This is a genomic window from Nitrosomonas sp., from assembly GCF_040256045.1.
Lineage (GTDB): Bacteria > Pseudomonadota > Gammaproteobacteria > Burkholderiales > Nitrosomonadaceae > Nitrosomonas.
The window spans coordinates 21256-37001 of record NZ_JBDZWD010000004.1 but is presented as its reverse complement, the minus strand read 5'-3'; the positions used below and the strand labels follow the sequence as shown (position 1 = coordinate 37001).

Here is a 15746-nt window from a genome sequence, read left to right as displayed (position 1 = left end):
TTAATGGACAGAATGCTTTACGGATGATTTCTGGTATTTCAGGACGGCACGATTATGCTCTTCAAGTGTGGATGAGAAGTGGGAAGTTCCGTCACCTCTGGAGACAAAATAAAGTTCATCAGTAATTGCGGGATTAAAGGCTGCCCGGATGGAAGCCAGACCTGGCATGGCAATAGGAGTGGGAGGCAGGCCGGAACGGGTATAAGTATTATATTCATGGTCGGTTTGAAGGTCGATCTTGCGCAGGTTTCCATCAAATTTGTTACCCATTCCATAGATTACAGTTGGGTCAGTCTGGAGCCTCATATTGTGACGTAGACGGTTGATGAATACACCGGCAATCTGAGCGCGCTCATTATCTGCTCCGGTTTCTTTTTCTATGATCGAAGCCAGAATCAAGCCATCATACCGGTCTTTTAACGGGAGAAATTCCCGTCGTGCAAGCCAGACTGTTTCGAGGTGCTGCTGCATGGCCTGGTAGGCACGTTTCAGAATGGTCAGATCACTGCTGTTTCGAGTAAAGAAATAAGTATCCGGGAAGAAAAGACCTTCAGCATGAGATTCTTTTGCTCCGATTGCGCGTAGCAATTCTGAGTCACTGAGTTTGTCGGACTCATGCCGGAGAGCAGGGTGTTTGTCCAGAACTTTTCTGAATTGAGAAAAGGTCCATCCTTCAAGAAAGGTGATTGCATATTGCCTAACCTTTCCCCGGGTGAGATATTTCAGCAGGTCTAACGGTGACAGCTTCTCGGTAAGCTGATAATCCCCGGCCTTGAGTGATGCGTTGTATCCAGTGATATGGGCAAGCAATATGAAAGACCATTCATTGGAAAGGATACCTGCTTCGGCCAATTGTCTAGCAATATGGTGCAGTCCACTTCCGGGCTCAATTGAAAATTCACTGGGTACTGCAGGGAGATTCAATGGAGTTGTAGCCAGTCGATAGAACCATACTGAAAACAGCGTACTGCCAACCAGAATGATAATAAGAACGAAACTTGTGAGTTTTAGAAAACGTGTTGATTTAGGCATGTCGGCACACTCGGACATTCGCTCAACTGGTTATGCCTTTACACCCCGGAGAAAGCATAACCAGTCATCTCGATCTGGAATTCGATTATTTCCAGATAACGTATTCCGAAAATTCCGGAAATGATATTCAGATTTTTCTGAAGACTAGTGTGCCATTAGTTCCGCCAAACCCGAACGAGTTCGACAGAGCTGCATCAATTTTCATTTCTCTCGCATTGTTGGGCACATAGTCCAGATCGCATGCGGGATCCGGGTCATCGAGATTAATAGTGGGAGGGGCAATCTGGTGATAAACAGCCAAAGCAGAAAAAATTGCCTCTACACCTCCTGCAGCACCCAATAAATGCCCGGTCATCGATTTGGTGGAGCTAACTGCCAGATTTTTTGTATGTTCACCAAAGCAGCGTTTGACTGCAATCGTTTCTGCAATGTCTCCCAATGGAGTCGATGTTCCATGTGCATTAATGTAATGAAGTTCATCAGCATGCATTTGCGCATCAGATAATGCATTTGTCATGCAACGGGCTGCGCCTTCTCCATCGTCACAGGGTGCAGTCATGTGATGAGCATCTGCACTCATGCCGAATCCGGCAAGTTCCGCATAAATATTTGCACCACGCTTTCTAGCATGCTCCATTTCTTCCAGAACGAGAATACCTGCTCCTTCTCCTAGAACGAATCCATCTCTTTTGAGATCCCATGGCCGACTTGCTGCCGCCGGATCATCATTGTTTGATGATAAGGCACGTGCTGAAGCAAATCCGCCTACAGCAAGTGGTGTAACACATGATTCTGTACCTCCGCAGACCATGATATCAGCATCACCGTATTCGATCATTCTGGCAGAACTGCCTATACAGTGCGTGGCTGTCGTGCAGGCAGTGACGATAGCAAGATTTGGCCCTTTGTACCCGAACATGATAGACAGGTTACCGGCTACCATGTTGATGATGGTACTGGGGATGAAGAAGGGGGAGATTTTCCGGGGACCGCCCGCCTGATAGGCAGCATCAGTATTTTCAATCATGGGCAGGCCACCGATCCCGGAGCCGATGTTCACACCAATACGCTCCGCATTGAACCCGTTTACATCACTGATGCCGGCGTCTCTGATGGCCTGGATGGCCGCTGCCATTCCGTACTGGATAAATATATCCATACGGCGCGCCTCTTTGGCGGCAAGATACGCTGTTATGTCAAACTCGTTGACTTCTCCCGCAATTTTCGAAGAAAAGTCTGATGCATCGAAGCGCGTGATTCGTGTAATACCGGATTTCCCGGCAATGACGTTTTTCCATGCTTCGGAAACCGTATTGCCGATGGGTGAAATTATGCCTAACCCGGTAATGGCTACTTTACGTTTAGACAAAACGACTCCAATGAATCATTGAAAAAACTATTTTTACTGAGCTGCGGTAGCTGCTACGAAATCAATCGCTTCCTGAACTGTATTGATTTTCTCAGCCTGCTCATCAGGAATTTCGCATTCGAATTCTTCTTCGAGCGCCATGACTAGTTCAACAGTATCCAGCGAATCTGCGCCCAGATCGCTAACAAAAGAAGATTCATTTTTGACATCTGATTCGTTGACGCCCAATTGCTCAGCTACGATTTTTTTGATGCGCTGTTCTATTTCAGTAATTTCCATTGATACACCCATCCTTTTCAGGTAAAGAAACTCTCACAAGTTTAACAAATTTCAAACTACCGGCAATACTTGCTCAGTTCTGCAAGTAAAGCACTTTTTATTGCTGCAAAAAATATTAGATCTTCCCGTTTTTGGGGAGGTTTGGATAAAAATGCTCGTAACCCGTTCATTCCATATACATTCCGCCATTTACGTGAAGTGTGGCTCCGGTGATATAGTCTGCTGCCGGAGAAGCCAGAAAAACGACAGCTGCAGCGACATCTTCAGGGCGCCCGAATCTTCCAAGAGGGATATGCTGAATCAGTGATTGTTGCTGATCTGGCGAAAGAGAGCGAGTCATATCGGTATCAATAAAGCCTGGAGCTATACAGTTCACAGTGATGTTTCTGCTGCCAATTTCTTTGGCAAGTGACTTGCTGAAACCAATCATCCCGGCTTTGGCCGCTGCATAGTTGGTTTGTCCAGGATTTCCGGTTGCGCCTACGACTGATGAGATATTGATGATCCGGCCATTGCGTGCTTTCATCATGACGCGCAGCACGGCACGACTGAGACAGAACACGGATTTCAAATCGGTCTGGATAACACTATCCCATTCATCATCTTTCATACGGGCCAGCAGGTTGTCTCGTGTGATACCGGCGTTGTTGACCAGTATTGCAACATCTCCCAGTGATTGTTGTATGGTCTCAATACCACTCTTGATATGTTCGATGTTGCTGACATCCATGACCAGCCCCATTCCCGGGATGCGAGCTTCGCTGAGATACCGATTGATATGGCCGGCTCCAGTTTCGGAAGTGGCGGTTCCGATGACGGTAGCGCCATGCTTTCCCAGCTCAAGTGCGATAGCTTTGCCGATTCCACGGCTTGCGCCCGTTACTAGTGCGATTTTATGTTCCAGTAGCATCTGAGAATTTGTGAGTAATTGGAATAACTATTCCTGATGGCATATTGCCGACGTATTATTTCAACGTTTCTACCGTTTTGAGAAGTGAGCCGGAATCGGTCAGCGTAATATTTTTCAGATTCTTATCAATGCGCCGATTCAGACCGGACAGCACCTTACCCGGACCGCATTCCACGACATATTTTATATTCTGTGCTGTGATGGCCTGGATGGTCTCTGTCCAGCGGACCGGGTGATAGAGCTGGCGTACCAGTATCTCACGAATGGAAGCGGTCTCAGAATGTTGCTGGACGTCAGCATTATGCAAGACAGGAATTCGGGGAGGTTGCGGCATGATTTCCTCTAGCAGAAGAGCAAATTTTTCTGCTGCCGGTTGCATAAGCGAACAGTGCGAAGGAATACTCATTGGCAATATGACCGCCAGCTTTGCTCCTTTTGATTTTGCGAGTATCACTGCCCGGGCAACTGCTTGGGAATGGCCGGCAATCACTACTTGGCCTGGTGCATTGAAGTTTGCCGGCTCGAGCGATGTATCCGGTATCATATTTACTACTTCGGTGCATATTGAAGAGACGGTATCATCATCCAGCCCGACAATGGCTGCCATACCTCCGGTTCCTTCGGGGACGGTTTCCTGCATGACTTTTGCACGATAACGAACCAGTTTCAGGGCATCAGTAAAAGTGAGCACCTCAGCTGCAACCAGTGCAGCATATTCACCCAGACTGTGGCCGGCCAGATGATGTGGCTCAATTCCTCCCGCCTGTCGCCATGCTCGATAAATGGATACATCAGCAACCAACATCACAGGCTGGGTGTTGGTGGTGAGATTCAGGCGGTCTTCTGGTCCGTTACTGACCAGTGACCATAGATCCTGCTGCAGAATATCCGATGCTTCATCGAAAGTTTCACGTATCGATGGCAGCTCGGAATAACTATTCATCATACCCACTGACTGAGATCCCTGTCCGGGAAAAACGAAAGCGACTTTCATATTTTACCAGCGTACCAGAACTGATCCCCAGGTGAATCCTCCCCCAACACCTTCCAGCACGATATGCTGGCCCGGTTGGATACGCCCGTCACGTACTGCCTGGTCGAGTGCCAGTGGAACGGACGCAGCCGAGGTGTTGCCGTGTTGTGAAACTGTTGTTACCACTTTTTCTTCAGGGATGCCCAGTTTCTTTGCCGTCGAGGTAATGATGCGAATATTGGCCTGATGTGGAATCAGCCAGTCGATATCGGAAGGCCGCAACTGATTCGCTTGCAGTGCTTCCAGTGCGGCTTCTTCCAGGACTTTGACCGCAAATTTAAAGACTGTCCCGCCCTCCATGGTAATGAAAGGGGTCCCTTGTATTTTACCGGAATGGATCGAGGCAGGTGCTGAGAGAACCTGGCTATAACTTCCATCTGCATGCAAATGGGATGAAAGGATCCCTGGTTTCTGATCACGAGTGAGAATCACTGCTCCTGCACCGTCACCAAATAAGACACAGGTACTGCGATCATTCCAGTCCATGATACGAGAGTAGACTTCAGCACCAACAACCAGTGCATTACGCGCTTTTCCGGAGCTGATGAACATATCTGCTGTGGCCAGGGCATAAATAAATCCGCTGCAGACAGCTTGCACATCAAAAGCCGGTCCGTTAGATATACCCAGCTTGTTCTGCAGAATACAGGCCGTGCTTGGGAAGATCATATCGGGTGTTGTCGTTGCGACGATGACCAGATCAATGTTCTTTGCCTGCATATCTGCAGCCTCGATGGCATTCCGACTTGCTTCCAACGCGAGATCACTCGCCATCTGGCCTTCTGCAGCAATGTGCCGTCGTTCGATACCGGTACGCGTCCGTATCCATTCATCGCTGGTATCAACCATCGACTCGAGGTCCTGATTGGTCAGGATTTTCTCCGGCAGGTAACTGCCGGTACCGATGATCCGTGAATACATGGTCATGTTCACTCTATTGATACCGGTTGTGCGATGTTTTGTTCAATGTTGTTTCGCAATGTCTCAATATGCTCGACGATGTTCCGCAACGTGCCACCACGTACTTCTTCCACCGCACGCCTGATGGCACAGCGGAAAGCGTAGCTATCGGCTGATCCGTGACTTTTGATGACAACACCTCGTAACCCCAGCAGACTCGCTCCATTATACTGGCGGTGATCGACTCGCCGCCTGAAGGCATTGATCACTGGTAAGGCCACCAGTCCTGCCAGCCTGCTGAATAAGGAACGTCTGAACTCTTCACGCAGATAACTTGCCAGCATTTGAGCCAACCCTTCCGAAGTTTTGAGTGCCACATTACCGACAAAACCGTCGCATACTACTACATTGGTCGTTCCTCGGTAAATGTCATCTCCCTCGATGTTGCCATAAAAGTTCAAACCACTGGAACGGAACAACTCGGCTGCCCGCTTGACTACGTCATTACCTTTGATATCTTCTTCGCCAATGTTCAACAGGCCGATACTTGGATTGGGTTTGTTCTCGACTGACGAAACCAGTGTTGCCCCCATTATGCCAAACTGGAGCAAATGTTCAGCTGTACAGTTTACGTTTGCTCCCAGATCCAGCACATAGGTATGCCCTGAAATGGTTGGAAGAATGACTGCCAGTGCGGGTCGATCTATTCCCGGGATGGTTTTGAGCACAAACCGGGAAGTAGCCAATAATGCTCCTGTATTTCCTGCACTGATGCATGCCTGTGCTTCACCACTTTTAATCAGGTTGAGTGCTACCCGCATCGAAGAATCTTTCTTGTTACGCAAGGCAACGGCCGGATGCTCATCCATGCCGATGACTTCGTTCGCCGGGTGTAATCTGAGCCGTGAGCTGGGTGATACCTTAAGCGCATCCAGCTCCCTGGAAATGACCTCAGGTTTACCAACCAGAATAATGTTGGCCTCGCAGTCGCGATGCAAGTATTCAACAGCTGATGGAACTGTGACATGTGGACCGTGATCGCCACCCATGCAATCAATTGCTACCGTTATATTCACTTGTCAAGAAAGATTTGACAGTGAGGCTAATATAATGTGGGCAGATACCATCAATCGTCGTTTTTTGTTTTGATTACTTTTTTGCCGCGGTAATACCCGTTCGGGCTGATGTGATGCCGTAAATGGGTTTCCCCGGTAGTGGGTTCGATCGCAAGCGGAGGACTGATCAGCGCATCGTGAGAACGATGCATCCCGCGCTTGGAAGGAGACTTCTTATTTTGTTGTACAGCCATGTTTAACTCCAGAGTAAAAACGACTTATAAAAGTACTGGCTCAATGTGATTGCTTGAGTGACGCCAACACGGTAAAAGGATGTTCTTTTGCGATGGTTTCATGTATTCCGGTTCCGGTTCCGGTTCCGGTTCCGGTTCCGGTTCCGGTTGACGAGTGGCATTTGGTCACATCCTCATGGCGAGGGGAAATCGGCAGGCTCAGGATCACCTCATCCTCTATCAAAGCCAGAATATCGAGTTCATTTGAAGCATAGATCGCATCCACAAAAGTATCCTCGTCGTAGCGTGACAACTCACCTTCATTTCGGGCCAGAAGCAATGCTGTCTTCACATCGAGCGGGTACTCAATTTTTTCCAGGCAGCGCTGGCAACTCAAGTCGATAGTTCCGTTGACTGACATTTCCAGCAGCGGCCTGTCGCGTTCATCCAGTAATCCGGTGACCAAGTAAGCCAATTCTCCCGCTGAGTTTGTCAGATAACCTCTTAGACGCTCGAGATTGAGCAGGGGGATACTTCCCTGAAGTGATTTGCCTCTGCGGACGAAATCCAGTGCATCTATAACAAGTTGGTCGAACATAAGGCGCGCATGTTATATTTTTTATAACAAAGTGTCAAAATCACAAATCGGCATATTACTATAATATTTTGAAAAATCGCACGAATTACCCTCTACTTATACTGGGTTCCAGCTCAGTTTACCGATGTGAATTGCTGCAGCGTCTGCAAATACCTTTTGAAACCGCAAGTCCGGCCGTTGACGAGTTTGCTTTGACCGGGGAAGCACCTGAGGCAACTGCATTGCGTTTGGCAAAAGAAAAGGCACATGCGGTGGCAAAGCTGTTTCCTGATGCACTTATCATCACAGCAGATCAGGTTGCGGCTCTGGGAAAAACGCAACTGGGTAAACCATTGAGTCATGAAAACGCTGTCCGACAACTTCGTTCGATGCGTGGCAGGGAAGTCATCTTTTATTCAGCACTATGCCTGTTCAACAGCCGGACGACTCGTCTGCAGGCGCGTGTCATACCGTGTTCAGTAAAGTACCGCGAGTTTAGCGACAGCCAGATCGAGCACTATCTTGCAAAGGAGCAGCCCTACCATTGTGCCGGCAGCGCAAAAGCGGAAGGTTTGGGGATTGCTCTGATTGAACGCATTACCGGGGAAGATCCCAACGCATTGATTGGATTGCCATTGATAGCACTGGTGGAAATGTTGAGGGAGGAGGGGATAGAGTTGTTTTAGTGTTACTTATACTCTGACTGAATGTTGAACCGTTCTCTTGATTTTCCGGCCAGCTATGAAATGGCGGAACGCGGTATTTTCGTGTTACAGTGGCAGCGATTCGACATAGATTCCCGCCGTTGTTTTCCAAATGAGTAAATTTTTCATTGGCGATAATGAATAAACCTTCCGCTGTCAGGCTGATCATTTTGACATTTCTTGCCAGCATGCTGACAAACACGTTCGGATGGTCGTTCAACGGTAAGGTGTTCACACATGAACTGGCGCATCATCATTACAGAGAGCTGTTTCTGATGTATCCCGATGTACACCTCGAGCTGCACCACGCACTTGATGACAGTGTTGATCTGGATGCCGCTACTCACTTATGTCTGCACGCTGCAGGCCAGTTCCAACCGTTTTACCTGCCTGCCTCATTACAGATAAATACTGCCGACGTGAGGGAGATGACACCGGAAATTGCTGACAGCTCTTTTCCAGAAACGATTCCCGATCGTCTTTACCACCCTCCTCGAGTACTCTCCTGATCCAGTCCCGGTTCGCTGACAACTGCAGTAGAGCCAGGTAGCCACCGGATTGGCCGTTCGGCAATTCGGTTTATTTGCTGTGTCACGTTCGATGTGTTTTCACAGCATGACTTCGTTATTAATCATCATGATGGAATATCAAGCAAAAGGAATACCTGGATCATTTCACCCGGGGTGGGCGATATTTTTCCTGGCGTTCGTACTGCCAGGAATGATACCTGTCCAGAATTATGGTATGACGCTTGCAAATGCCGCAGTGCTGACCGCGGATGTACAGGCAGATAGTATCAGTAAAAAAGGGGATCTTACCTTGCAACAGGTGCTGCAACTTGTTCTGCAGAATAATCCCGAATTATCCGCTTTTTCCAGGGAAATTGCGGCTCATGAAGGCACGAAATTACAAGCTGGTCTGTTCAGTAATCCGGAATTCAGTATCGAAGCAGAAGATATTAATTCTTCCAATAGTGCCATTCAGAAATTTGCGACTTTTCGTATCAGTCAGTTAATTGAACTGGGTGGTAAGCGGCCGGCCCGTGTGAATGTAGCAACACTTGGGCAGGAGCTGGCCGATCAGGCTCATGTCGCCAAACGATTGGAAATCATTGCACGCACTGCTAGCGCTTTTGTCGATGTGCTGGAAAATCAGGCACAGGTGAGTGTAGTGGACGATACCGTGCATCTGGTCCAGGTTGCGATGGAGACAGTGGTTAAACGGGTCGAAGCCGGGAAAGCACCGCCCATGGAGGCAATTCGTTCGAAAGTTGCTCTATCTACTGCAAGCATCGAACTGGAACAGGCCCGGCGCAGTCTGTCAGCCGCCAGAATGAAGCTCGCCTTGCTTTGGGGTGAGGCAAAACCTCGATTCGGCCGGGTGCTGGGAGAACTGGAATCATTCGTCGAGATACCGGAGTTTGATCAGCTGGTAAAACGCCTCAAAGAAAATCCGGTCGTGCGACAGAGCCTCAAGAATGTCGCACAGCGAGAGGCAATGGTCGAGCTGGAAAAAACAAAGAAAATTCCTGATATAACGGTCGATGCGGGTATTCGGCGTTATCTGGGAACGGATGACACTACTGCCGTGGTGGGGATGTCGATTCCCATTCCGATTTTTAACCGTAATCAGGGGAATGAGCTGGAAGCTCGCCAGCGCCTGAACAAGGCAATGGATGAGCAGATGTCGGTCGAGCTGCAACTCAGGACTGAATTTGCGCGTAACTACGAGAATCTGCTGGCAGCCCGGAATGAAATCAGAGTGCTGCATGACGAAGTGCTGCCGGGTGCGCAGAATGCTTTCGAGATCACCAACCGGGGGTATCAACTGGGCAAATTCAGTTTTCTGGAAATGCTGGATGCTCAACGTACCTTTTTTCAGAATCGTATTCTTTATGTGCGGGCGCTGGCCAATTATCAGCGTCTGGTCAACACTATCGAGCAGTTGATCGCAGCACCGCTTACTGATTCAGCCACGGATTCAACAAGACTCAACAATCAAGGGAAGGAGCACAATCAATGAACGTTACCGGACGGTTACCCATCGTAGCAGTTATTCTGGCCGGTATCTTGCTGGGAATATGGCTGCTGATCGGTGGATCCGGATTGCCGGATATCGTAGAGCGATTTTCTTCCACAAAGCAGGAAACTGAATCCGAATCAGCAACCGGGCCTAAGGGCGGGGAATTATTCACGAAAGACGATCTGAGCTTGGAGCTGATCATCTATGAAGAGGGTGTATTTCCGCACTTCAGAATTTATCCATACTGGCAGAAACAATCCTTGCCACCGGCAAAGGTGAAAGTAACGGTGGCATTGTCCCGTCTCGGCAGACCGACACAACTGTTTCATTTCCGGCCGGAAAGCGACTATCTGATCAGTGATCAGGAAGTGGAAGAGCCGCATTCTTTCGAGATGGTCGTCACTGCTGAGTATCAGGGCAAGACCTATCGCTGGAATCACAGCCAGGTCGAAGCACGAGTGGAAATGTCCGATACGATGATGCAAAGCAGCGGTATCGAGCTGGCTACGGCCGGTCCTGCTGTCATCCGCTCGGAGATTACGCTGCCGGGTGAAATAATCTTCAATGAACATAATATTGTGCATGTAGTCCCTCGTCTGCCCGGTATGGTGGTATCTATCAAGCGCCACCACGGGCAGCGCGTGAAAAAAGGTGAGGTACTTGCCGTCATGGAAAGTGCCATGCTGGCTGATCTGCACAGCCAGTACCTACTTGCCCGCAGGCGACAGGCACTGGCACAAACGATTTATGATCGGGAAGAACAGTTATGGCGGGAGAAGATCACCGCCAGACAGGATTACCTCACTGCCAGGCAGCAGCGGGAAGAAGCCAGTATTACCACCCAACTGGCGGCTGAACGCTTGCTGGCGCTGGGTGTGCAGCCGAAATCCGATTTATCCGGGAAAAATATTGCTCGTTATGAAATTCGCACTCCCATTTCCGGAATTGTCATTGATGAAGCGATTGTTACCGGAGAAGTTGTCAAGGAAGATAAAACCGCATTTATCATCGCTGATATTTCTACGATCTGGGCGGCTGTCAGGGTCTTTCCCGGCAACCTGCACCAGGTTCATGTGGGCCAGCGTGCCATCATCCGGGCAAATGCCTATGATCTGATGCGGGAAGGAAAAGTCACTTATGTGACGACGCTGCTTGACGAACAGACCCGTACGGCGGTTGCACGGGTACAGCTCGATAATCAGGATGAACAATGGCGGCCTGGCATGTTCGTCAAAGCTGATTTGCAGACTGAAGCGGCTGAAGTTCCGGTAACGGTATCACTGGAAGCAATCCAGACACTAGGTGACCAGTCGGTAGTGTTTGGCCGCTATGGCGATTATTTCGAAATGCGCCCGCTCAAACTGGGGCGTAGCGATAACCGGATGGCTGAGGTGATTGAAGGCTTATCCGCAGGCGAGCGTTATGCCGTCAGCAACAGTTTCATCATCAAGTCGGAGCTGGGTAAAGCAGGAGCCGTGCATGACCACTGAGGGAATACCGGCTGATCTTCCGTACCATTCTGTTATTGTTTTTACCAGGTTGATTTTTCCTTGTTCTGCTGGCCGTCACCGTGGTCTGGTCGGGGAGGTCACTCATGTTTGAACGTATGCTTCAGGCTGTGATCCGGCATCGTGGACTGGTCATGCTGGCAGTTCTGGCGATGGCGGTACTGGGTTTGCACAGTTACCAGAAACTGCCGATCGATGCCGTGCCCGATATTACCAATGTGCAGGTGCAGATCAATACCGCAGCGCCAGGTTATTCACCGATGGAAGTCGAGCAGCGTATCACTTTCCCGGTTGAAACCATCATGGCAGGGTTGCCGGGGCTGGATTACACACGTTCATTATCGCGATATGGATTATCCCAGGTGACGGTAGTATTCCGGGAAGGAACAGATATTTATTTTGCCCGACAACTGGTTAGTCAGCGTATTCAGGAAGCGAGGGGGCAATTGCCGGCTGGTATCGAACCTGAAATGGGGCCGATCTCCACCGGTCTGGGGGAGATATTCATGTGGACGGTCGAAAGTCTCCCCGGCGCACGCAAACCGAACGGGACCGCCTATACCTCTACTGATCTGCGTGAAATCCAGGATTGGATCATCCGGCCGCAATTGCGCATGGTGGAAGGTGTGACTGAAATTAACACCATCGGGGGATTCGTCAAGCAATACCACGTTACTCCTTATCCGGAGAAACTCGTCGCCTACGGATTGACCCTGCAGGAAATCGTAACCGCACTTGAGCGTAATAATCTCAATCTGGGAGCGGGCTACATCGAGAAACGGGGAGAACAGTATCTGCTACGTTTGCCGGGGCAGGCTACCAGTCTGGATGAAATCGGTGAGATTACGCTGGGCAGCAGACAAGGGACGCCACTGCGCATCAAGGATGTGGCCGACATACTGATTGGCAAGGAATTGCGGACAGGCACGGCCACCCATAATGGTGAAGAGACGGTACTGGGAACTGCCCTTATGCTGATCGGGGAAAACAGTCGTACCGTGGCCCATGCGGTTGCCGAGAAACTGACGGAAATCGGCCGCTCACTGCCGGCTGGGGTGGTGGTCGTTCCTGTTTATGATCGAACCACACTGATCGATGGCACGATTCATACCGTTTCCAGCAATCTGATCGAAGGCGCTGCTCTCGTCATCGTCGTCTTGTTCCTGTTTCTCGGTAATTTCCGTGCAGCGGTGATCGCGGCACTCGTCATCCCGCTGTCGATGCTGTTTACATTCAGCGGCATGGTCGTCAATCATGTCAGTGCCAATCTGATGAGTCTGGGGGCGCTGGATTTCGGCATCATCGTCGATGGTGTCATCGTCATCATCGAAAACAGTATCCGATGTTTTTCACAGGAACAGGCGAGGCTGGGGCGGGCATTGAGCCGGGAAGAACGGCTGAAGCTGGTGTTTGCAGCCACGCGACAGGTACGACGCGCGCTGATTTACGGGCAGATGATCATTATGGTCGTCTATCTGCCGATTTTTGCGTTGTCTGGTGTGGAAGGCAAAATGTTTCATCCGATGGCGTTTACCGTGGTGGCAGCATTGCTGGGTGCGTTGATTCTGTCGGTTACTTTTGTGCCGGCAGCCATTGCACTGTTTCTGACCGGTGAAGTGGCAGATAAAGAAAGTCGGATCGTCGTATGGTGTAAACGTTTCTACCAGCCGATGCTCGTGATGGTGATGCGTAATCAGGGCTTGACCATCACCATTGCCGCAGTGGTAATGGGGTTATCAGTGTTGCTGGCAACCCGTCTGGGCAGTGAATTCGTACCCAGCCTGAATGAAGGTGATATTGCACTGCATGCAATTCGTATTCCCGGTACCAGTCTTTCCACTGCCATTGCCATGCAAAGGGAGCTGGAAAAAGTGATCCAATCGTTTCCTGAAGTAAAACAGGTGTTCAGCAAAATTGGAACGGCAGAAATCGCGACAGATCCGATGCCACCCAGCGTAGCCGATATCTTCGTCATGCTCAGGCCGCAATCGGAGTGGTCCAACCGGCACCGGAACAAAGATGATCTGATTGTGGCAATGGAGAAAGCGGTGTTACAAGTGCCGGGTAACAACTATGAATTTACTCAGCCAATCGAAATGCGCTTCAATGAGTTGATTTCAGGAGTACGTGCCGATGTCGCCATCAAAGTATTCGGTGATGATCTGGATGAACTGCTTGACCTGGGGGAGCATATCGAAGCGCTGGTTGCAACCGTGCCAGGCGCTGCAGATGTGAAAGTGGAGCAGGTGACCGGATTACCGGTGTTATCCATCCAGGCCGATCGCGCCAGCATTGCACGTTATGGCTTGAATGTTGCCGATGTACAGGATGCAGTGGCTATTGCGGTGGGGGGTAAAAGTGCCGGCTTGATTTTTGAAGGAGATCGTCGTTTTGAATTGCAGGTGCGTTTGCCTGAATCGTTGCGCGCCGATATCGAAGCATTGCGCTATCTGCCCATAGGACTGCCGATTTCATCCGGAACACAAGGGGGGGGGCTGGCCGGTCAGTTGCCGCTGATCGGATCAACCACCTTTGTGACGCTGGGTGAGGTGGCTGCTTTCAATGTCATGCAGGGGCCGAACCAGATCAGTCGCGAGAATGGCAAACGCCGCGTAGTGGTGACGGCCAACGTGCGCGGGCGCGATCTCGGTTCTTTCGTCAGGGAAGTACAGACGCTGGTCAATGAAAAAATCCGGATTCCGCCGGGTTACTGGCTGGTGTGGGGCGGGCAGTTCGAACAGATGATTTCGGCAGCGGAACGTCTGCAGATCGTGATACCGGTCGCATTGGCGCTGATTTTTGTCATGCTTTATACTGTATTCGGCAATTTCCGGGATGGATTACTGGTATTTACCGGTGTGCCGTTCGCGCTGACGGGAGGGGTACTGGCACTATGGTTGCGTGATATTCCGCTGTCCATTTCCGCCGGGGTCGGGTTCATTGCTCTGTCAGGAATTGCGGTACTCAACGGGCTGGTCATGCTGACATTTATCCGGGAATTGCGCCAGGGAGGTTTTGCACTGGTGAATGCTGTACAAACCGGTGCATTGACACGGTTGCGCCCGGTGCTGATGACAGCGCTCACCGATGCTGTTGGATTCATTCCCATGGCACTGGCAACCGGTCTTGGTGCAGAGGTACAGCGCCCACTGGCCACGGTTGTGATCGGTGGCATCCTTTCCTCGACTATCCTGACACTGCTGGTGCTGCCCGTGTTGTATTACGTGTTTTACAAACATCAGGAAGGGGATGGAAAGAGCTATCAGGAAAAAACAGAGATGCTGCGGGATGCGAACATTCTATGAGGGGTTCAGTAGCGTCGGAATTTTTTCCACTTTCTGCAGTTGTGCAGTGGCCAAATGGACTGAGTCAAGGATAGTCAGAATATAGTGATACAGGACGTTCTTTACCGACGAGAGGGCAGCTGTTGTGAGACAATGAACGTCGAATAATTTTACACTTTTGTGAATTGCTGATCAGCCATAGCTGGGAGTGGTTCTTATCCTCATGTTTTTTATGGCATAAAACTGATTTTCACGGTATGGTACGAAATATGCATGTTATTACATGAAAAGTACAACAGCAGACTTTATCTGCTTCCTGTTGTTATACTGGAAATGTTTTATTTCCCTAAGTTTTGTATGTTTTTTACATGAAAGGTGATTAACGTGACAGAAGAGAAAATTCAGGGACAAACAGATCGGGCGAGTACTACTGAACAAACGGTCGCTGCTCCTCAGTCGGCGCGCAGGCGACTGCTTAAAAGTACAGTTGCCATCCCGGTCATCATGACATTGCACAGCGGCGCTGCGCTGGCGCGGACGAGTAATCTCGCTGGGCCGGTTGAAGTTGGTGACGCAGTCAAATTTAATACTGGTGAACGAGAACAGATTGTGTGTGTTAATTCGGGAGATGGGCCATTGGATGGTGGTCCAACTTATGACTTGGGGGAAATTCCTACTGCCGATTTTGCTCCACTTTATGATCTAGATGGTAATCCAATGGATTTAGAGGGACAGGCAGCAGCGTGCCGCGAGGAGGGGGCAGGTATTTTAATTTCGGCTGCAGCTTACACTTCTCTCCAAGGTAATGGGTTTCTTGGTAATCTTCCTCCTCTTTGATAT

Annotated in this window: 15 protein-coding genes; 6 read left to right on the top strand and 9 right to left on the bottom strand. The window is 49.8% G+C overall.

Going from position 1 to position 15746, the window contains the following annotated elements; translation table 11 throughout:
* The 9 genes from mltG to ABUL11_RS01490 form a co-directional block, all read right to left on the bottom strand.
* Window positions 1-1032, bottom strand: coding sequence for an endolytic transglycosylase MltG (gene mltG / locus ABUL11_RS01530; RefSeq protein WP_350282102.1), 1032 nt, complete (start codon window positions 1030-1032; stop codon window positions 1-3).
* A 127-nt stretch (window positions 1033-1159) separates the two neighbouring features.
* Window positions 1160-2401: a beta-ketoacyl-ACP synthase II gene (gene fabF / locus ABUL11_RS01525; RefSeq protein WP_350282101.1), complete on the bottom strand. Its 1242-nt coding sequence runs from the start codon at window positions 2399-2401 to the stop codon at window positions 1160-1162.
* Between the two features lie 33 nt (window positions 2402-2434).
* The gene (gene acpP / locus ABUL11_RS01520; RefSeq protein ID WP_350282155.1) at window positions 2435-2674 is read right to left on the bottom strand and encodes an acyl carrier protein; all 240 of its coding nucleotides are present in this window, start codon (window positions 2672-2674) and stop codon (window positions 2435-2437) included.
* 172 nt (window positions 2675-2846) lie between these two features.
* Complete coding sequence (fabG, locus tag ABUL11_RS01515; protein ID WP_350282100.1) at window positions 2847-3590, bottom strand: 3-oxoacyl-ACP reductase FabG; 744 nt, start codon at window positions 3588-3590, stop codon at window positions 2847-2849.
* Between the two features lie 55 nt (window positions 3591-3645).
* Window positions 3646-4584: an ACP S-malonyltransferase gene (fabD, locus tag ABUL11_RS01510; protein ID WP_350282099.1), complete on the bottom strand. Its 939-nt coding sequence runs from the start codon at window positions 4582-4584 to the stop codon at window positions 3646-3648.
* Window positions 4585-4587: 3 nt separating this feature from the next.
* Complete coding sequence (locus ABUL11_RS01505; RefSeq protein ID WP_396955975.1) at window positions 4588-5544, bottom strand: beta-ketoacyl-ACP synthase III; 957 nt, start codon at window positions 5542-5544, stop codon at window positions 4588-4590.
* An 8-nt stretch (window positions 5545-5552) separates the two neighbouring features.
* The gene (gene plsX, locus ABUL11_RS01500; protein ID WP_350282097.1) at window positions 5553-6599 is read right to left on the bottom strand and encodes a phosphate acyltransferase PlsX; all 1047 of its coding nucleotides are present in this window, start codon (window positions 6597-6599) and stop codon (window positions 5553-5555) included.
* A gap of 50 nt (window positions 6600-6649) precedes the next feature.
* Window positions 6650-6832, bottom strand: a complete 183-nt coding sequence (gene rpmF, locus ABUL11_RS01495; RefSeq protein ID WP_350282096.1) for a 50S ribosomal protein L32 — start codon at window positions 6830-6832, stop codon at window positions 6650-6652.
* A 40-nt stretch (window positions 6833-6872) separates the two neighbouring features.
* Window positions 6873-7409 carry a YceD family protein gene (locus tag ABUL11_RS01490; RefSeq protein WP_350282095.1) on the bottom strand — a complete coding sequence of 179 codons (537 nt, stop codon included), beginning with the start codon at window positions 7407-7409 and terminating at the stop codon, window positions 6873-6875.
* Window positions 7410-7477: 68 nt separating this feature from the next.
* Here ABUL11_RS01490 and ABUL11_RS01485 point away from each other — a divergent pair, with 68 nt between their 5' ends.
* From ABUL11_RS01485 to ABUL11_RS01460, 6 genes are all read left to right on the top strand, one after another.
* Window positions 7478-8074, top strand: a complete 597-nt coding sequence (locus ABUL11_RS01485) for a Maf family protein (protein ID WP_350282094.1) — start codon at window positions 7478-7480, stop codon at window positions 8072-8074.
* 155 nt (window positions 8075-8229) lie between these two features.
* On the top strand, window positions 8230-8601 hold the full coding sequence (locus tag ABUL11_RS01480) for a hypothetical protein (RefSeq protein ID WP_350282093.1): 372 nt from the start codon (window positions 8230-8232) through the stop codon (window positions 8599-8601).
* Between the two features lie 106 nt (window positions 8602-8707).
* Window positions 8708-10114 carry a TolC family protein gene (locus ABUL11_RS01475; protein WP_350282092.1) on the top strand — a complete coding sequence of 469 codons (1407 nt, stop codon included), beginning with the start codon at window positions 8708-8710 and terminating at the stop codon, window positions 10112-10114.
* Complete coding sequence (locus tag ABUL11_RS01470; protein WP_350282091.1) at window positions 10111-11604, top strand: efflux RND transporter periplasmic adaptor subunit; 1494 nt, start codon at window positions 10111-10113, stop codon at window positions 11602-11604. The genes ABUL11_RS01475 and ABUL11_RS01470 overlap by 4 nt, the downstream gene beginning before the upstream one ends.
* Before the next feature lie 104 nt (window positions 11605-11708).
* Entirely contained in the window at window positions 11709-14927 is a 3219-nt protein-coding gene (locus ABUL11_RS01465; RefSeq protein ID WP_350282090.1) for an efflux RND transporter permease subunit, read from the top strand.
* A gap of 363 nt (window positions 14928-15290) precedes the next feature.
* Entirely contained in the window at window positions 15291-15743 is a 453-nt protein-coding gene (locus ABUL11_RS01460; RefSeq protein WP_350282089.1) for a hypothetical protein, read from the top strand.
* Window positions 15744-15746 lie beyond the last annotated feature (3 nt).